At 30.5% G+C, this 20688-nt stretch carries 18 protein-coding genes; all 18 read left to right on the forward strand.

What is annotated here, in order from left to right; translation table 11 throughout:
- Nucleotides 1–10: 10 nt before the first annotated feature.
- Complete coding sequence (locus L3B98_RS21220) at nt 11–862, forward strand: hypothetical protein (protein WP_238918143.1); 852 nt, start codon at nt 11–13, stop codon at nt 860–862.
- Nucleotides 863–873: 11 nt separating this feature from the next.
- Nucleotides 874–2691: a virion structural protein gene (locus L3B98_RS21225; protein WP_238918144.1), complete on the forward strand. Its 1818-nt coding sequence runs from the start codon at nt 874–876 to the stop codon at nt 2689–2691.
- Nucleotides 2691–3347 carry a hypothetical protein gene (locus L3B98_RS21230; protein ID WP_238918145.1) on the forward strand — a complete coding sequence of 219 codons (657 nt, stop codon included), beginning with the start codon at nt 2691–2693 and terminating at the stop codon, nt 3345–3347. The genes L3B98_RS21225 and L3B98_RS21230 overlap by 1 nt, the downstream gene beginning before the upstream one ends.
- 18 nt (nt 3348–3365) lie before the next feature.
- Complete coding sequence (locus tag L3B98_RS21235; protein ID WP_238918146.1) at nt 3366–4010, forward strand: hypothetical protein; 645 nt, start codon at nt 3366–3368, stop codon at nt 4008–4010.
- A 10-nt stretch (nt 4011–4020) separates the two neighbouring features.
- Nucleotides 4021–5262 (forward strand): glycine rich domain-containing protein, encoded by a 1242-nt coding sequence (locus L3B98_RS21240; RefSeq protein ID WP_238918147.1) that lies wholly within the window; start codon nt 4021–4023, stop codon nt 5260–5262.
- A gap of 12 nt (nt 5263–5274) precedes the next feature.
- The gene (locus L3B98_RS21245; protein WP_238918148.1) at nt 5275–6738 is read left to right on the forward strand and encodes a glycine rich domain-containing protein; all 1464 of its coding nucleotides are present in this window, start codon (nt 5275–5277) and stop codon (nt 6736–6738) included.
- Nucleotides 6739–6921: 183 nt separating this feature from the next.
- Nucleotides 6922–8295: a glycine rich domain-containing protein gene (locus L3B98_RS21250; protein ID WP_238918149.1), complete on the forward strand. Its 1374-nt coding sequence runs from the start codon at nt 6922–6924 to the stop codon at nt 8293–8295.
- Nucleotides 8296–8306: 11 nt separating this feature from the next.
- On the forward strand, nt 8307–9719 hold the full coding sequence (locus L3B98_RS21255) for a glycine rich domain-containing protein (RefSeq protein WP_238918150.1): 1413 nt from the start codon (nt 8307–8309) through the stop codon (nt 9717–9719).
- Nucleotides 9720–9778: 59 nt separating this feature from the next.
- The gene (locus L3B98_RS21260) at nt 9779–10450 is read left to right on the forward strand and encodes a hypothetical protein (RefSeq protein ID WP_238918151.1); all 672 of its coding nucleotides are present in this window, start codon (nt 9779–9781) and stop codon (nt 10448–10450) included.
- A 142-nt stretch (nt 10451–10592) separates the two neighbouring features.
- Nucleotides 10593–11807: a glycine rich domain-containing protein gene (locus L3B98_RS21265; protein ID WP_238918152.1), complete on the forward strand. Its 1215-nt coding sequence runs from the start codon at nt 10593–10595 to the stop codon at nt 11805–11807.
- A 192-nt stretch (nt 11808–11999) separates the two neighbouring features.
- Nucleotides 12000–13265 (forward strand): hypothetical protein, encoded by a 1266-nt coding sequence (locus tag L3B98_RS21270; RefSeq protein ID WP_238918153.1) that lies wholly within the window; start codon nt 12000–12002, stop codon nt 13263–13265.
- Nucleotides 13266–13277: 12 nt separating this feature from the next.
- Entirely contained in the window at nt 13278–15143 is a 1866-nt protein-coding gene (locus tag L3B98_RS21275) for a hypothetical protein (protein ID WP_238918154.1), read from the forward strand.
- Nucleotides 15143–16561 carry a hypothetical protein gene (locus tag L3B98_RS21280; protein WP_238918155.1) on the forward strand — a complete coding sequence of 473 codons (1419 nt, stop codon included), beginning with the start codon at nt 15143–15145 and terminating at the stop codon, nt 16559–16561. The genes L3B98_RS21275 and L3B98_RS21280 overlap by 1 nt, the downstream gene beginning before the upstream one ends.
- Nucleotides 16561–18126, forward strand: a complete 1566-nt coding sequence (locus tag L3B98_RS21285) for a tail fiber protein (protein WP_238918156.1) — start codon at nt 16561–16563, stop codon at nt 18124–18126. Before L3B98_RS21280 ends, L3B98_RS21285 begins: the two co-directional genes overlap by 1 nt.
- Nucleotide 18127: 1 nt before the next feature.
- The gene (locus tag L3B98_RS21290) at nt 18128–18502 is read left to right on the forward strand and encodes a hypothetical protein (RefSeq protein WP_238918157.1); all 375 of its coding nucleotides are present in this window, start codon (nt 18128–18130) and stop codon (nt 18500–18502) included.
- Nucleotides 18503–18554: 52 nt separating this feature from the next.
- Nucleotides 18555–18923 carry a hypothetical protein gene (locus L3B98_RS21295; RefSeq protein WP_238918158.1) on the forward strand — a complete coding sequence of 123 codons (369 nt, stop codon included), beginning with the start codon at nt 18555–18557 and terminating at the stop codon, nt 18921–18923.
- Between the two features lie 127 nt (nt 18924–19050).
- Nucleotides 19051–19539: a hypothetical protein gene (locus L3B98_RS21300; RefSeq protein WP_238918159.1), complete on the forward strand. Its 489-nt coding sequence runs from the start codon at nt 19051–19053 to the stop codon at nt 19537–19539.
- 26 nt (nt 19540–19565) lie between these two features.
- Nucleotides 19566–20684, forward strand: coding sequence for a GH25 family lysozyme (locus L3B98_RS21305; protein WP_238918160.1), 1119 nt, complete (start codon nt 19566–19568; stop codon nt 20682–20684).
- The last annotated feature ends 4 nt before the right edge of the window (nt 20685–20688 follow it).

A 20688-nucleotide genomic window follows, 5' to 3' on the forward strand; every position in this document is an offset into this window, starting at 1 on the left:
GGGGATAATTATGGCTGATTTTAAGAAAATAACAAAAGCAGATATAGAGCAGGATGTAAGCACTAGAAAAATAGCTGATGATATAACGAGACATGATATTGCCGAATTTGGAGACAACACTTTTTTAAATTCTGTAAAGATATCTTTTGATAATAATAAATATGTAAATTCCATGTTCGTAAATGAAGTTAAGGACAGAGAATACTCTGATTTCTATTTATCAGATAATATGGTTTATAACTCAATAGAATCTAGTCTTAAGGTTAAGGATTTAACTAAAAATGGTGTGTATTATTCAACTAAAAAATGCACTGATGAAACCTATAAATCCCAGTTAAATAATTTCTTCTTGGTAGTAGATGAAGTAATACCAACAGGTTGTGATATTATTTATCACATTATTACAGATGACAATAGAAATTTTTTAATTAAAGCAAATGATACCGTACCGTTAGTTTTAAATATTCCATGTTATAGTTTTAGACTTAAGGCAAATTTATTAAGCAATAAGATAAACACGCCAGTAATTAATGGTTTTGCTGTACTATATTATGATGATTATGTTCAAAAAGCATACAGATTAATAAATGTAGATTTAAGTAAGGATGAGGATAATAGTGATACTATAACTCTTGTTAGAGATAGAGATTACGAAGACAAGTTAGTTAGAGTATTAACGGATAACACAAAAATAGAACTTATCTATGATGATGAAAAGGATAAGAGATTAGCAAGTGTTGAAACCTATGAGTTGCAGACTTCCTTATTAGTAGAAGAAAGTGACATGGTATATTTAAATTACACAGACAGCTCTGGTGTAACAGAGGAAGTATTAACTAAGATTATTACTAACAAATATTAAGGGTGATAAATATGAGAATAGATAAAAAGAATGATGCAACATACACTAAAGAATTAGATGAAATGGAAAAATATTTCCTTAATATGTTTAAAAGATTTATTGAAAATGATCCTGGGTTTTTAGATAAATCTGTTGAGTCAATAATTACAGAAGCAGTTAAGAGAGCAAAAAAGGAAATTATATTTGAGAAAGCTTTAGGAGTGTTGAGCATAAACAATATGTCTGGTGTTGTGAAGTTAACCTTGGATGATTTAAATGGTGAACCTAAGATTCTAACAAAATATTCAGCCTTTAATAGGCCTTTTGGAACTGATAGTGGTACAGTATGTGAAGGAAATGATCCAAGATTATCGGATGCAAGGACTCCAATGCCTCATAACCATAATGATTTATATTACTTAAAATCAGAACTTGTGACCCACACCGAAGATGGGTATATGGATAAACTTGATAAGATTAAGTTAGATGGAATAGAGGCAAATGCAAATTTTTATATACATCCAATAGGACCAGGATATAACCATATTCCTGCTGGAGGAGTTAGTGGACAATATTTAAAATGGCACAGTGATGGAGAAGCAGAGTGGGAAGATGTTGCCTTAAATAAAGTGACAGAAGCAGCTGACGGAATAATGTCAAAGGAAGATAAGATAAAATTAGATGGAATAGAGGCAAATGTAAAAAATTATATTCATCCAACGGGTTCTGGATATAACCATATTCCTTCAGGAGGTAATTCTGACCAAATATTAGAATGGAAAGCTGATGGAGATGCACAGTGGAAATCAAAACCATGTGGAAATAATGGGCAAGTATATTATATAAAAGGCAATAGTTCAAGTGAAATAACTCCAGGATATATTTTATATAAAGCAACTATAATTGAAACAGATAAGGAACTTGAGGATGCAAAAGTAACCTTAATAGATCCTTCAGTTATTTATAATACTTGGTATAGATTTTCACATGATAGTAGCGAAAATCAGCCAGCGGTAACATCAGAAACTACTGGCTGGGTATATGATTCGGATAAGAAAAAGATAATCTGTCAAACTAATTCTAGCAGTTATATTGGATTTATAAGTCCAGAAAAATATGATAATTATAATCTTGAAGTTACTATATCATCAACAGATATGGATAATGATGCCATAGGAGTTGTAATAGCATTTACTAAAGATCCAGCTGGAAGAGAATATACTCTTTCTGTTGTAAGAATAAGGAGTTTTGAACCCCATGTTTTAGTTGAAAATATATCAACTCAATATGCAATTGTATATAACTATAATAGAAGTGATGAAAAATTAATAAGTTATTATTCAATCAGCTCAGATACTGTTGGTAATTGGGAAAATATACCAAATGGTATAAGATTGAAGATAATAAGAGACGGTGATAAGATAACAACTTATAGTTCTGATATGAATTCAACTACAGTTTCTGCTTATAATAAAATTGACATTGATTTAAATTCTAATGAGTTACTTAGTAAATTTAAGGGACCATGTCAATATGGATATTCTTGTCTATCTCAAATGTATTCTAGTTTTTCAGATATAAAATTTGATAAAGATAATAAATATATTTATGATTCAAGAACAAATTCAACTTGGATGGTAGATGTAGCAGGAAATTGGAATATTGACTCTACTAAAAAAGTATCCAGTGAACTAGGGATTGGGAAGTTTGTATTTAATGAAGTAACTAAAAAGCTATATTATATTAATGATTCTGATAATATAATATCTTTTAATAGTGATTATATTAAAAAAAGTGAATTGAATTCTTATCTTGATAATTATTTAAAAAGTAAAGGAGTGGTTAGTTAATGAAAAAATATCTAGATAATAGTGGATTAACTTATTATTCTACTAAATTATATGATTATCTTAAAAACAAACTTACTGCATTAAATTCTAATATTTCTATTTTGGAAGCAAAAGTCGATTCCGATAATAAGGAATTAAATACTAAAATAGAAAGTAATAATCAAATTATAAATCAAAATACTTCTGATATAAAAATTGCAAATAGCAATATCAGTAATCTATCAACTAAGGTTGATAATAATTATGATGAGCTTAAGGCTGATTTTAATTCTGCAGATATGAGACCTACGGGGGATTCTATTTTTATAAATAATGTGGAACAATTTGTATTTAAAGATATAAGCGCTGGAGAAACAGTTACAATCCCAAATTCAGGAGATGGAAGTGACTTTCTTATAGAGTGTTTTGTAAAAACAGAAACTGGAACACCACTTGTCCACAAGAGCTTGAATATTAATACTTCTACAAAAGATTTATTAGAATATGACGATAGATATGTTGAAATAACAGATGATGGAGCAAAGCCTAGAGATAATGTAACCTTAGATTTAACTTTGCAAGGCACAATTGGTGAATATAATATCTACACTACTGATTTACTTCCAGTAGAACTGGTAGAGAGTATAAATAATTTAACAGATTACAAATTATCTTAGACGAAAGTGGTGCTTAAAATGAATTGCCTTATATATTCAGGGAATAAATACTTTGGTATTGAAAATAATGAATTAACTGAAACTACATTAAATATTGAAAATGCTTTTGACTCATCCCTTTTAGATTCTTTAAGGGATGAGTTAAAAGCATATGCACCTTTTAAAATTGTATTATTTAATGCTAATAAGAATAAGAGCATGGTCTATAAAATAAATAGTTCCAATGCTTTTATTCTTATAAATTTAACTAATATAGAGCATGAGAACATTCAATTTGAAAACAAGCATAAGATGCTCGTATCAAATGATTTAAAAAATTGGGATAACTACTATGATTCTAATAATTGTGATTCTAGATATTTTGAGAACTATTCTGATAGATACATCAAAGATTATGTAAATAGTAAATGCAAATATATTAACTATATTAGCAAAAATCATAACTATATTTTATTAAAATTGAATGATGGAGAATTGCTAAATAAATTATTTGAAAATATATTAGGAGAATATAAGAGGATTGATTGTGATACAAATTTTAATACAGGAGCAATAAATCAAGTGACTGTAACTTTTCCAGAAAAATATAGTCAAGTATTAATCAAAAAAACAAAATCTGTGGAAAGCAAGATGGTTATTAAGGATAGTATGGCTGTTTTTTAGGAGGTGGATTATGCTTAAAAGTTTTACTTTTAATTATAGTGGTGGAGCACAAACTTGGACTGCACCTTGTAATGGGAAATACAGATTAGAATGTTGGGGCGCTCAGGGTGGTAACACAGAAGGGTACATAGGTGGATATGGTGGATATGGTGGATATGCTAAAGGAGATATAAATTTAATAAAAGGGCAAAAAATATACATATATGTTGGGCAAAAGGGCACAGATGGCGGGCATCCAGCATATGCTTTTAATGGTGGTGGATATGGAGCCAGTGACACCTGTGGTGCTAGTGGAAGTGGATCATCAGATATCAGAATTAATGCTACTGATTTAAAAAATAGAATAATTGTTGCAGGAGGTGGCGGAGGAGCATCTGGAGACACTCCTCTTGGAAATGGTGGATATGGTGCGGTAGGTTCAACTGGTGGCTGTGGTGGAGGTGGCTCATCTTATTTAGGGACGTTAGAGAATTCTTCTACAGTTTCTGGTATTAATACTGGAGATGGAAAAGTAGTTATAACTTTAATGTATGATGAATTTGCTTTCTTTTTAAAAAAAGGTGAAGAATATTATTTACCAATAGCAAAATATTTTGATACTGGTACAAAAATGTTTAAAGCTGTTAGTTTAAATGACTTAAGGTCTGAAATTAATAATAGCAACTATGGAAATGTAGGTTTATATAATATAAATACACCATTTGTAATAAACTCAATTTCTTATAATCCACTTGATTATCTAGATATATCTAAATGTAAAATATGTGTTATACCTAATGGTTCTAGGACTAATGAATATGTGAAAGAATTAGATATTAATTATATTCCTACAAATAAAGCCTTGTCTAGAACTAGTATTAAAATTAAAGAAATGTACACACCTTATAAAGATAATACTCCCAATCCTTTTTTGAATGTAGAAGCAGCCAATAAAGCTAATATTAGCTATATCATAAATTATGAAAATATACATGAAATTGTAAGTGATGATTGCAGTTTAATAGATAAAAAGTTAATAAAAGATAATTTTTACTTAAGCTTTAAATTAAATGATGCGATTAGTTTGTTAAAATCAGTATCGTTATGCAGCAGAGATATTAATTATTTTAAAATAATAGATGATGATTTAAATGTAAGCAATGATTATATAAATACTCAAATTGCTTTTGAGAAAGAATACTCAGAGATATTAATAAATAGGTTGACTAAACAATATTTTAAGTATTTAGACGATAATTTGGACACATTCTAACGAGGTGGTTTTATGGCATTAAAAACAATTATATTTAATTACACTGGAATAATGCAAATTTGGATTCCACCAGAGGGTGTATATAGGATAAAAATAGAGTGTTATGGTGCCAAGGGTGGAGGTTCCATGATGAATGGAAGCGTAAATAGTAATGGTGCTAAAGGCGGATACTGTTGCGGTGAATATACGTTTGAACGTAATACTCAAAGGCAATTATATATATATGTTGGTGGTGCTGGAATTGATGGTAGATTTTCTAATATTCCTGGTGGGTGGAACGGTGGAGGAATAGGAACATACGATGGAAGAGATGATGAAGGTGGTGGCAGCGGAGGTGGTGCTTCAGATGTTAGATTGGTTGCTGCATCTTCAGGTTCATGGTATGACACTTCGCATACATCATGGGATACTGACAAGTCTTTATTGTCAAGGATTATAGTAGCTGGCGGTGGTGGTGGTCTTTCTTGGAATTTTACGGCTGGTGAAGGTGGAGGATTAACTGGGGGAATGGGTGCTAATAATACAAGCACCTCAGCAACTCAAACTAGTGGATATGCATTTGGAAAAGGTCAAGATGCATGGAGTGTTGTATGGGACGGAAATGACGGGAATATTGGACAAGGTGGAGGTGGCGGCGGCTGGTACGGTGGATATACTTCTGCTGTATATCCAAATGTTTCAGGCTGTGGTGGTTCATCATACTATGGAAATTTAATTAATGCAAAAACAATTGCTGGACTTAATAACGATAAGGGTAAAGTTACAATAACATATGAAGAGGGATACTTCTTTTTGGAGCATGATGGAAAATATTATATAACAACAGAAAAATATTTTGATACAACATCAAATTCCTTCATTCCAGTAAGTATATCTGATATTTATAACAACATAGTTAATGGTGGTGCTGTGTATCCATTAATCAATTTATATAAGCCGTTTATGATAGATGGAGTTTATTATTATCCCAATGATATATTTGACTATGCTAATTCCAAAGTAGGTATTATTGATATTAATAAAGATTATAAATTAGATATGAATTATATCCCATCAAACATAGCATTATCTAAAACAAATATAAAAGTAAAAAATAAATATACCCCAGTACATGATGAACTTGAGCCTACCTTTTTAGATATAAATTCAAATAATAAAGCAAAAATAGATTATTTTTTAGATTTTGGTAAAAATGAAGCATATAAAAATTGCAGTGTATTAGATGGTGATATTATAATTAATGATTTTTACTTAAACCTTAAATTTAATTCATATGATGGAATATTTAATTCTATAACATTATATGGGAAGAATAATGATAAATATACTAAACTTAAAAGCACTAATATTAATGTATATGACAATTTTAATTTTGAAATGCTCATATGCTTCAAAGATAACTATGAAAAAGTACTGGTTAATAAGATTGCAAAACAATCAATAGATTATACAATTGATACTTTAGATAAATTTTAGTAGCTATACAATGTTTAATTTGATTATGTTAATGAAAAAAGTTTATAGTTACATTAATATTGAAAACTGCTGGAGTAATTATATTTATTGAAAGTTATAGTAGATGGATAATAAAAAGAAAGATTATATAGAAAGTATTATGATTCTAAAATATTGAATGTGTGCTTTTTAGGGGGAATTTTTATGCAAGAAACTTTTACATTTAATTATACTGGAGCAGTTCAAACGTGGACAGTTCTTCAAACTGGTTATTATAAAATTGAAGCGTGGGGAGCTAAAGGAGGAAGTGTATTAGATGGAGTTGGCGGAAATGGTGGATATGCTTCCGGGAATATTAGGTTAACAAAAGGACAAGTGTTATATGTATATATTGGAGGTGCTGGTTATATTAGTGGCTGGAATGGTGGCGGAAGTGGATCTGCTTATGGTGGAGGGTCCTCTGATATAAGGACAATTGGAGGACAATGGGATGATTTATCTTCGTTACAATCAAGGTTGATAGTTGCTGGAGGAGGTGGAGGTGCAGAAAGAACTACAGGCGGTGCTGGTGGTGGTCTTATTGGAGGAGCTCCTGTAGGTTCATATAGTACAAGCGTCTACGCATCTTCAGGATCTCAAGTTTCCGGAGGAACAGGAGGTTCTTCAGGTAGTTATGGTTTAGCTCAATCAGGTGGATTTGGATATGGTGGAAGTGGTAGTGCTGGAGATTCTGGTCCTGGAGGAGGTAGTGGCTGGTATGGTGGAGGGGGAATCACATATGCTGGAGGTGCTGGCGGTGGTTCTTCTTATGTTGATTTACTGGAAAATGGTAAAACTTCCTCAGGTGTAAATACAGGGAATGGGAAAGTAACGATAACTTTATTAAATAGGGAAATATTCGCATTGGTTAAAGATGGCAGATACTATGTTCCAAATAAACAAACATTTGATATAGAAACAAAACAATTCAAAGATGTCTCTATTGAAGATGTTACATCATATAATTGTAGCATAAAAGAATTAACTAATGCATTTATGTTAAATGGGGAAACTATTACACCGAATAATATAATAGATTTTTCTAAATACAAAATTTGCTTATTATCAGATAACATTTTACCAGATACTTTAGAAATAAAATATAATCCATCATTAAAAATATTATCGAAAACGACTATTAAAATAAAAGAAAAGTATACTCCTTTTTCAGAAGCTTTGCGAAATGCATATTTAAACATTATTGGAACAAATAAATCTAAAATTGGATACACAATTAATTATGAAAAAATTTTTAAGGATGTATCAAATAATAATGCATCTTTAATAGATGAAGAAATACTAAAAGATGATTTTTATTTAAGTTTTAAATTTAATGAGACTTCAAGTATATTAAATACAATAACGTTATACAAAAATGATAATGTTACTTATTCGAAAATAGAAAATGATAATTTAATTATAACTAATGATTTTGTCAATACATTTGTAAATTTTGAAAGAGCATATGGAAAAGTATTGATAAATAGAATAACCAAAACTTATTTTAAATATTATACTGATAGCTTAGATAGATTCTAAAGGAGATTTTTATGCTTAAAACAATTGCTTTTAATTATACAGGAGTAGCTCAAACATGGACTATTCCAACTCATGTGAGTAAATTTTTTGTAAGATGTTATGGTTCTCAAGGAGGAATTGGTATTTATTCAAACTCTCAACCTGGAGGAAAAGGTGGAGTAGCAGAAGGAACTTATATATTAAAATATAATGATGCAAGAACAGTATATATCTATGTGGGAGCACAAAATGGATACAATGGTGGTGGTGTTGGGAATGCTTGGGCTGGTGGTGGTGCTTCTGACGTAAGAATTAATGGGATTAATTTAGTAAATCGAATAATTGTAGCTGGAGGCGGCGGAGGTGGTAGTGATAGATTTATAGGTGGCAATGGTGGAGGACTAATAGGTTCAGATGGAAGTAATTATTATTCATCATGGTGTGCAAAGGGTGGAACACAAATTGATGGAGGTAGCGGATATGGAAAAGGCTCCTTAGGAATTGGTGGAATGGGGCAAGGCAATAGATATAATTATGGAGAATGGGTCTGTGGAGGAGGCGGTGGCGGCTACTATGGAGGTGGTGGTGGAATAATAGGCACTGTTTATACTAGTGTAGAACCTGGAGGAGGTGCTGGCGGCTCATCCTATATAGCATTACTTGATCCAATAGATGCATCAACTACTTCTGGGGTAAGGACAGGAAATGGATTGGTCGAAATAACATATGAAGAAGATCCAAATGCTTATTTCTTAGAAAAAGATGATAAATATTATGTTATAGATAAAAAATATTTTGATAATATAAATAAAATATTTTTACCAGTTGAACTGGAGGATATATATAATGACTTAGTTGACACAGCTATTACTCCAAGAGCCGATATGAGTATAACATCAATGTTAAAGCCATTTGTGCTAGACAATCAAACCTATGATCCCATTAAATTAATAGATTTTAAAGAATATAAACTTTGTACTTTATCTAAAGATAATTTATATAAAATAACAATGTATTATACAGCATCAAATAAAGCTTTATCTGCGACAAATATAAAAATAAAGGAAAAATATATTTTAGATAATTATAGGACAAATGCAAATGATTCAATATTCTTTTTAGATATAAAAGCTACTGATAAAACAAAAATAGATTATTTTTTTGATTATGGGGAAACCAAATCATATAATAATTGCAGTATATTAAATACAGACAAAATAAGTAATGATTTTTATTTTGATTTTAAATTAAATTCGGCAGATAGTTTATTACAGTCAATAACTTTATATGGTAAGAATAATGATAAATATGTAAAGCTTAAAGAGCCTAATATAAATATATATGATAAATTCATAAAATTTAATGAAAGCTACAATGAAGTTATAATTAATAAATTATGCAAGCAAAGTGTTGAATATACAATTAATACCTTGGATAGATTTTAAGGACATGAAGAAATGCAAAATAAATATATAATTTTGAAAAGTAAAGGAGTGGTTAGTTAATGAGAAAATATCTAGATAATAATGGATTAACTTATTATTCTACTAAATTATATGATTATCTTAAAAATAAACTTACTGCATTAAATTCTAAGATTTCTAATTTAGAAATAAAAGTCGATTCCGACAATAAAGAGTTAAGCAATAAAATAGAAAATAACAATCAAATTATAAACCAGAATACTTTTGATATAAAAACTGCAAATAGTAATATCAGTAATCTATCAACTAAGGTTGATAATAATTATGATGAGCTTAAGACTGATTTAAATGCTCCAGATATAAGGCCAACAGGGGATTCTATTTATATAAATAACGTGGAGCAATTTGTTTTCAAAGATGTTGTAGCTGATCAAGCTGTAACTATTCCTAATAAAGGGGATGGATGTGACTTCTTGATGCAATGTTATGTACAAACAGAGCAAGGAACACCCCTTCAACATAAAGTTATAAATATAAATACTGCGACAAAGGATTTATTAGAATATGATCCTAGGTATGTTGAAATAACCGATGATGGTGCTGTACCAAAAACTTCTGTTTCTTTACAACTTCAAAAAGAAGATACAATAAGTGGATATAATGTATATGTAACTGATTATCTTCCAGTAGAATTAGTAGATAATATTACAGCGTTAACAGGCTATGGACTTGTATTGGATGAAACTCCTTAGAGAATAAAAAAACATGGTAGTTGTGCTGTTTGAAATGAAAGTAAAACTATTATTGTAAATTCCTAACGAGATTACTAATTAGTTGTTAAAAACTTACTTATGAAAAAGAAAAATTTATTAAAAATACTATAGGAGGGGTTTAATGGTAATTAAGCAATTTGATTTTGTTTACACAGGTGCAGTACAAACATTTGTTGTTCCTTACTCTGGATACTATGATCTTCAAGTGTGGGGAGCTCAGGGTGGAAGTAGAAACAATAATGGTGGAATGGGTGGATATTCAAAAGGTCATCTATTCCTAACTAAAGCTCAAATCCTTTATGTATATGTTGGAGCATGTCCGAACTACAATACTACTTGGAATGGTGGAGGTTATTCAGTCTATCCTGGTGGAGATGCTAGCGATATTAGAATTGGAGGAAAAGCTCTTACTAACAGAATCATAGTTGCTGGTGGAGGTGGCGGTACTGGATATGGTCCTAGTACTACATGGAACTATGTTGGAGGTGTAGGTGGAGGAAACGGACAAGGTGATGCTGGATATTATGGTTTCGGTGGAACACAAACAGTTGGAGGTGCAAGAGGAACCTATATTGAAAGCAACTGGTATAACCAGGCTGGTAGTTTCGGACAAGGTGGTAATTGTGTCTCTAACTCCTATGGAGGAGGTGGCGGTGGCGGCTGGTATGGCGGCGGCTGCGGAGAGTGTGGTAGTGGTAATGATGGTGGAGGAGGCGGTGGCTCTGGATATATTGGTGGTGTATTAAATGGAACAATGCAATCTGGAGTTAACGCTGGCAATGGAAAAGTCATGATTAGATATTGCAGTCAAAGTACAATATTATTACAAAAAGATAATAAATTATATATTCCAGATAAGGCTCATTTTAATATATATAGCAAAGAGTTTAAAGAAGCCACAATTGATGAAATTACAGTATTATGCAAAGATTGGGAAGCCACATTTCCTAGTTTACAAAGTATGTTAAATCCAACATTTGAATATAACAAAGAAAGGTACACTCCAAGTGATATTATAGATTTTTCTCAATATAAACTATGCGTATTCACTACAGAAAAAATGGCTGGCATGGACATAACCTTTAATCCAACTCAAACTTCTCTTGATAAAACAGAAATAAAAATAAAAGATAAATTTATTCCATTTACTGATAAGCTTTATAATGTGTTTATGGATATTACAACTTTAGATAAAGCAAAATTATCATATCGTATGTTCTATGATATATATGGTGCAATAGATTATAAGAAATCCAATTTATTATATCAAGAAATATTAAAAGGAGATTTCAATATATGGTTTAAATTTAATGATAAAGCTAGCATACTTGAATAAATAATATTATATGGAAGACCATCCAATAATTATATTGAAATAAAAGATGATGATTACTTGATGCAAGTTGATTTTATAAATACCTATGTCACATTTAATTACGACAATAAAGAAGTTTTAATAAATAGAATTACTAAAGAAAGCTTCAAGTTAACTGATAGTTCGCTTGAAAAATTCTAAGGAGGGGTAGTAATGGCTTTAAAAACTGTTACTTTTTATTATACTGGCAAGGTTCAAACAATACAGTTGCCAGACGGATTAAGAGAGGTTTATTTAGAAGCAGCTGGATCTATTGGCAATAAAAATGGTGGTGTTGGAGGCTATGGTGGTAAAGCTTATGGAACATATAAATTTAATAATGGAGATTCGCGAATACTAAATATTTATGTTGGTGGAATCGGATGGAATAGTGGCAATAGTTATGGTGGTGGTGCTTCTGACATTAGATTAAATGGAACTGACTTAACGAATAGAATTATAGTTGCTGGCGGTGGTGGCACTCAAACATCTGGAGGCTTTGCAGGAGCGAACTACGGATATGGAATAGGATATGCTGGTGGCTTTGGATATGGTGGACGTGACACTTGGAGTGGTGGTGGCGGCGGCTGGTATGGTGGTGGTTCTGGTGGAGGTAAATATTGTGATGATGGAGGTGGTGGAGGCGGTTCATCTTATATAAGCCTACTTGAAAATGCTGGAACTAGTACTGGAGTTAATGGTACTACAGGCTATGTAAAAATAACATATGAAGAATTTCCATTTTTATTTTGTTTAAAAAAAGATAATGATTATTTTATTCCACAATCAAATTTTTATGATGCTACTACAAATAGCTTTGCTCCACTTACTATAAATCAAGTAGTTGATTCTATAAAAACAAACGTGCTATCAATTTTTGAATTATGTAAGCTATTTGTAAAAGATGGGATAACATATGATCCATCAAAAATAATAGATTATTCAAAATATAAAATAGTTGGTTTATCAAGTCAAGAAGTTTACAAGCTCAAACTAATTTATAATCCAACATATAAAGCATTACTTAATACAAACATACGAGTTTGTGAGCAATACAGACAAGTTAGCCAAGGATTACCTAGTCTATTTATTGATATAACCTCTCCAGATAAAAATAAATTAGACTATTTTATTGATTATAATAGAGACGATCAAGATAATTTACGGAAAAGCTGCGGTATATTAAATAAAGAGGTACTACAATATGACTTCTTTTTAAGTTTTAGGTTTGAGGCAGCTGATGCTAAATTGCAAACAATAACACTATTTGGAAGAAATAATGATAAGTATACGAAGATAAAAGATTATAGTATTGATGTATATGATGATTTTATTAGTAAAGCATATATAGTATTTCACAAAGACTATGATGAAGTGTTTGTAAATAAAGTATCGAGTGAAAGTGCTACTTATACAATCAACACATTAGATAAATTTTAAGGATGTGAAAAAATGCAAAATAAATATATAATTTTGAAAAGTCCTGTTAAGATTGGCGATTATGAAAGAGTGGCAAGCTATTCGGAAGGTCTTACTAAAGGTGAAGAGCAACTTTTAGTCACAAGGGATTTAAAATTTTTTTTAACAGATGGTAAAGGTGGATATTTAGAATTTAAATCAATAAATTCAGGTATAACTCTTGATGAAGTAAATCAAAAATTAAAGGATTTGGATAATAAGATATCTGATGAAATAAGCGATTTAGATGACAAAAGTTCTAAGGATATTAAAACCCTTAAAGATGCAGTTGATGCATTGTCTCTTAAATTTTCAGGCTATGTGACAACAGAGGATTTTAAGGATTTAAAAACCAAAGTGGAGTCGAATACGACTTTGGCTACTCATGATAATCGAGAGGTACTTGATAAATTTAGTGTTGATAAAGATGATAATCCTTTATTTAATGGGAAAAAGATTGTAGCTGATTTTGATACTTCTGGTATTGAAGCTGAAATTACTGATTTAAAAAATAGAAGTGTTATTGGTAGTTCACTAGATTATGGTTTATTTACAAGAAACTCTGATTTTGTTGTTAATGCAAATGGAGCAATGATTCCAATGAATTTATCTAATGGTTCTAATATGACATTAAATTCAAATGGGAGAATACTTCTTAAAGCTGGCAAAAAATATAAAATAGCCTTTGGAGCTAGAACAATAAATCTTACTACTGGTTTGGATTTTGGACTTTATGATTATACTAACTCAAAGGGATTAACGATCGTTGCAGATAGTCATTCTACCATATCAGTAAATGCAAGTCATCCAGGGAGAAGTTATTATGTTCCAACAAATGATTGTGAAATAGGTATGTATATAACTTGGTATAGTTCTACAAGTCCTGTAACTCTCCCAAGTTATGAGTGCTATATCGAAGTACAGGAAATAAACCGACAAGTAATAATAGATCCTTGTGAAGATGGCAAGAATATAAATTTTGAATATGGCGAGTTTCAGTTATCTAGCCATATGACAACTGGTATAGTAAATGGAGCATTGATAAATTTTGATAAAGTAAATAATGGGAATTTATCTATATCTGATAATAAAGTATTATTAAAAGCAGGTAAAACTTATGAGATTGAAGCCTCTCTGTATTGTGTATGTAATACTTCAAATTCAGGTTATATATACTTTGGATTGTACAACGAAACAGATTCTATATTTTTAAAATATGCTGAAGGGGTTTCAACAACATATGGTGCAGGATATGTTTCAAACCCGACCTTTAAAACAATATTTAATCCCACAAAAGATACTTATATTTCTATAAAAATAAAATCTACTGGGTATATAGATATAATTGATAGCAATATTAGCTATTTTATAGTAAAAGAAATAGCACAACCGTATTACTTTAATTATTACAAAGACAGTTTACAAACAACTACTTTATTCACTGGAAGTGCTGACGCTAAAGCAACAGATTATACTTTAAGTGATAGTATAAAGAATTATGAAAAAATAATAGTATATGCAGCTTGTAATATTGATGGAGCCGTTAGAGAAAAAACTACTAGTATAATTAATGTTTCTGATATTAAAAATGGCAGTATATATGAGTTTATAGTTGGATTTTCAATTAATGATTCTCATTATTATTTTGTTGAACTTTCATTCCCAAGTGATAGGGCCTTTAATATAGCTAATAATGGATGCTCTGGATGGTCTAATCCTATAATATACAAAATAGAAGGCATAGGCTATACTTATGAAAATCCGTACCAAGATGTTATTACAACTGTCGATGAATTTACAGTTACAGATTCAACTATAGACTCAGACATAAATTCAGTATGGAATGAGGTCGGTATTTGATGGCGAAAATTAATTTTGAAGATGCTGTTATTAAAATAATAAAAAGATATTTAGTTAGTTTTGGTAAATCCTTAGCTTCTAAATTTTACACAAAAAAGCAAGTAGATACCATGATATTACCTATTCCAGCAATTCAAACAGATATAGATAGTTTGAAGGCAAGAAGTGTGATTGGATCAAAACTAAGTTTTGGATCTTTTGATATAGATACATCAAAAACAGGGGTTAATCCCACACTATCAGCTAACTATAAAATACCCTTTAAAATTAAAAGTGGAAGTCTTATAGTAGATTCAAATGGTTATATTAAATTGGAAAAAGGAAAAAGCTATAACCTTAATTTTTTTGCAACAAGCAATGCAAGATTCGACTTTCAATTTTTTAATGTTACAGATTCAATTGGTGTTGGAAAAACTATTATAAGTGGTTCAACTATAAGTGGAAGTGGCTCTTATTCAATGGACGTTACTAAAGATATCTACATTACAGTTATGGTAACTTATAAGGAAGGAACTATGTTATTTACAGATTATTGTGAGCTTACAATACAAGAGATTGGAAGAAATACAATAATAGATCCTTGTGAAGATGGTAAGAATATAAACTTTGAATATGGGTCATTTGCCGTTGATATAGCTGGACATAATATTACAGGACTAGGAGCTATAAATTTTAATAGGATGCTTAGTGGTAATATTATGCTAAATACATCAACTTTAGCTGTAAAATTAAAAGCAAATAAAACATACTCCATAAATTATTCATTAGTAGGTGAATATGTAAATTTAGCTTTTGCCTTAAAAGATATTACAAAAGGAATTACAATTAGCACAAGTCAAGGTGCAAAAGGATATAATTTATTCGGAGATGGTCATGAAATATACACCCCAACGATTGATTGCGAAATACGATTAGAGGTTACAGGTTATATTTCTGGTGGTATTATTCGTAGTGAGTCCAGATTATTGATTCAAGAAATAGCGCAACCTTATTACTTTAATTATTATAAAGATAGCATAGCTTCCAACATAATATTTGATGGAAATGCTAATAAAGTTGGAAATTTTCAATTATTAGATAATGTTAATAAATATGATTATCTAATAATTCAATCATATTATAGTAATATTGTAAAAAATACGATAGTTACTAAATATGATTATTCAAAGGATATGGAAATAAATTATACAACAGTAACTCAAAGAAGAATGCTATTTAATATTTCTGAAAATATGTTAAATATAACACAATTTTTAAATACAGATGGATATGCTTATTCCATAACAAAAGTACTAGGTGTAGGCTATTCTTATGATAATCCATACCAAGACATAATAACAACAGCACCAGACGCAGCCTTAACAGATTCAGCAGTAGATTCTGATATTACATCAATATGGAGTGGGGTGGGATTATAATGAACAGAATAGATATAAATACTAATATCACAAATGTAGTTAAAAAATATTTAACGAGTTTTAGTAAATCATTAGTTTCAAGATTTTATAATAGGACAGAAATAGATAAAAAGATGGCTAATATAGATGCAAGAAGCGAAATAGGAAAAGAATTAAGCATTTGTACAGCTGTAACGTCAAGCAACATAACTTATAATGAGAATTCTTTTATTCAATTTGATAAAGTTATATTAAATATTAATAATGATATACAAACAAGTAATGATAAAACATTATTTACATTAAAAGCGAATAAGACATATGAAGTTTCTGGCAAGATTATGTTATTAGCAACATCTGTGTCAGGCTTTCTAACAACTTTTTTATATAACTATACAGATAATATTAATATAGCTGGCATTAGTTCCGTATCTACAAATTTTAATAGCAATCAAACAAATGAATCTAATTTTGTTCGTATAATAAAAGTTGATAATAAAGACATTCAAATAGGTATTAAGATGTCTAGTGGAATACCTGGAGTTATAATACAACCTAGAATGACTTCTATAAATATAAAAGAAATAGGAAGGACAGTCGTAATAGATCCAGCACAGCAAATAGATAAGACCACTGGAATACAAGATACTCCACTTGGACATATAATGCCGTTTGTAGGTATTAATGCCCCAGCACATTATTTAATATGTGATGGTTCAACTTATAATATAACTGACAAAAGGGATTTGGCTAATTATTTTTTAACTGAATTTGGAAGTATAAATTACTTTGGAGGGGACGGTGTTACAACTTTTGCTGTGCCAGACCTAAGAGGTAAAACACCAGTTGGTTTAAATGCACTAGATTCAGATTTTACTAAGATTAATAATATTGGTGGGGAGAAAACTCATCAACTTACTGTGTCAGAAATGCCAAAGCATAGTCATGATGGTAAAGCTTCAGTCCATGACGTTGATAGTTCAGATTCTCAAGGTTATCCAAAAAGCAACTATCATAATTCTTTTAGAACTTCTGATAGGGCACAAACTTACAGTACTAAGGCTGGAGCAATATCTACAACTGGTGGAAATACAGATCATAACAATATGCAGCCATATATAGTTGTAAATTTCGCTATTAAATTTGAGAAGACTTATTTTATGAATTATTCGCCACAATATGCTGGCTTTGATACCAAGACTTTATTTGAAGGCACAGCTAATACTTCTGGAGATTATGTTTTAAATGATGATATAAACAACTATCAGTTTTTATATGTATATGGTGATATAAACAATGGTTCTGATAAAAGTATGACTGTAATTGATGTTTCAGCAATAAGTCCCACTGAAGCCCTTAGTTATTTTCAATATGTGAATGGTTATTATAATATTAGATTCACAATTGGAGGAAAAAAGCTTACTTATATTGATTCTACAATTGGTTCAGCTTGGACTTCATATAACGCTAGGATAAGCAAAATAGTAGGAGTAAAATCTGGTTCTATGAATGTAGAAGATTTTAATATTACTGATGCCGAAACTGATAGTGGAGTTGCAGATATATGGAATGAGGTGGGAATGTAAAATGGCTCAAATAAATATAAAAGATGCAATAGTTAATGTAGTAGAAAAATATCTTAAAAGTTTTAGTAAATCATTAATCACTAGATTTTATACAAAAGAGCAATTAATAGATGTATATGATAAGAAGGATATAATAAAAAATCTTTCTAAAAATAATAATGACAAACTATTATATAATGGCAGTATATTATGTACAGAAGACGATTTGATTAACATTAAAGCGTCGAACATCATAGTCGAAACAGACAATGGTGAAAAAACTCTCCAAGAAATTTTGGACTCACTTTCTGATTATTCTGACGCACCTAGAGCATATTGTGGAACTGCAGAATGTGGTTCAAGTTATTGCGGAGACATAGATTCTGAGGATGCATAAAACTATGCTGAATATAAACGGAATCTAATTTTATAATCAAAGAGGTGATTTTATGTCATATACAGCACTTAACTGGGTTGATAGAGATAAATCAAAAAATGTACCTGGAACAAAGCTTAATGCTGCAAATTTAAACCATATTGAAAAAGGAATTGGTGATCTTTATGATGCATTAGACGCTATAACAAAGAACATTCCAACAGCAGCGCAACTTAGCGCAATATCTAGTTTTTCAGAAAACGTAGGAACTTTACAAAAAGGATTAGATGGATTACAAAAACAATTTGATGCCCATGTTCATTTAAATGAAGCTGGTGATACTACTGGTGGAGTTACAACTGATCCTACTGCTACTGCTACTACTAGTACAACTGATTCTAGCAGCACTAACGGTCAAGATTCTAGCAAATCTGGAAATTAAAACAACATTAACAATGTTAAGGCAAGAGTGTAAAATAAGCAGTTGGAATTATCCAGCTGCTTATTATTGGTCTTAAAGCTAATAGTGGCTAAGCCATGCTTAAAATATTTTAGAAAGAAGAGATAATATGTTAGATATAATTAATAATGCTATTTCAAGCATTAACTTTGCTGAAGTAATAACAACAGTTGTTATTGCAGCACTAGGTACTTTAATTGCAAAGGTTAGACCTTATGTAAAAGCTCTATTAGATAATCTTTTTCAATATGTGCTCCTTCAAATAGAATCTAGTCAATATGAAGATCAATTTAAAAAAGCTTGTGATATCTGGAAACTTGTAGATGAAAATTTCCGCATAGGAGCTGATATTACAAAGGAATTTGAAAATAAAGCTGATTATTTTGATAATCTTCTTTTGCAAAAGTTTCCTTCACTTACTCAAGGGGAAATAGATTATATAAGACAAGTAATTGCTGGAAATGAGAATTCAGTAAAAACAACAACTGCTAATTCACAAACTCAAGCTGATAAATTACAAGATGCCGATAAATCAGCCGCAGCTGCTGAAATCGACGGAGCAAAAATTCAAACTGAATCTGCATCTGTACAAGCTTAGCAATAAAATTAAGGGAGGATTTTTATATGTCATTAATTACTGGAATAGATATTTCAAATAATAATGGAAATGTAGATATAAATGGAGCCTATAATAGCGGGGCTGAGTATATTTACTTAAAGGCTACAGAAGGAAGAACTTTTAAAGACTCTTATATGGATGGATTTTATAATGAGTGTAAGGCTGTAGGAGCTAAATCTGGAGCTTATCATTTCCTAGTAAGTACAAGCGATCCTGAAGACCAAGCTAAAAACTTTGCTGAAAAAATTCAAGGGTACGAATTTGAACTTATGCCTTGTTTAGATGTAGAAACAAATTTTGATAATCTTAATGATTATGTTCAAAGATTTGTAGCTGCATTTTCAATGTATTCAAACAAGGAATTATTACTTTATACTTATACAGGTTTTTTATCAAGCTTAAATAATACATCTTTAAGCATGTTCAGTAAAGCATGGATGGCTAATTATAACAATTGTGAAGATTTGGATAGTGTTGCAAATGATGCATTAGCTTCAGCTGGTATTGAAATTGTTGGCCATCAGTATACTGAAAATTGTACCTTAGGAGCCTTTTATGGAGATTTAAATGTCTTTACAGATGGTGTAATAAGCTTAGAATTTCAAACTTCTAAAGGAACTTGGAAGCTTGATTCTAAAGGCTGGTGGTTTGAATATGAAGATGGAACTTATCCTAAAAATTCTTGGGCTAAGCTGCCTATAAAAAATAATGATGCTGATAATGTTGCTTGGTTTTTATTTAATGAAAATGGGTATATGCTTTATTCTTGGCAGCAAAAAGATGGTAACTGGTATTACTTAGGTGGAAGCAATGATGGAGCTATGAAAACAGGCTGGATATTTGATAGTAATTATAAAAGATGGTTCTATTTTGATGACTCTGGAGCTATGCAGACAGGCTGGCAAAAAATTAATGATACATGGTACTACTTACAAGTAGATAATTTTACAGATTCTACTACTAATACTTCCTATGTCAAAGGTGAAATGAGAACTGGCTGGATTAATTTAGATGGAAAAGATTATTTATTATACAGCACAGGTGAAATGGCACATGATACTGTAATCTATGATTACATAATAGATTCAAGTGGAGTTGCAACTAAAAATACTTTAGAAAAATAAATTC

The sequence above is a fragment of the Clostridium sp. YIM B02555 genome (assembly GCF_022320955.1).
Taxonomy (GTDB): domain Bacteria; phylum Bacillota; class Clostridia; order Clostridiales; family Clostridiaceae; genus Clostridium; species Clostridium saccharoperbutylacetonicum.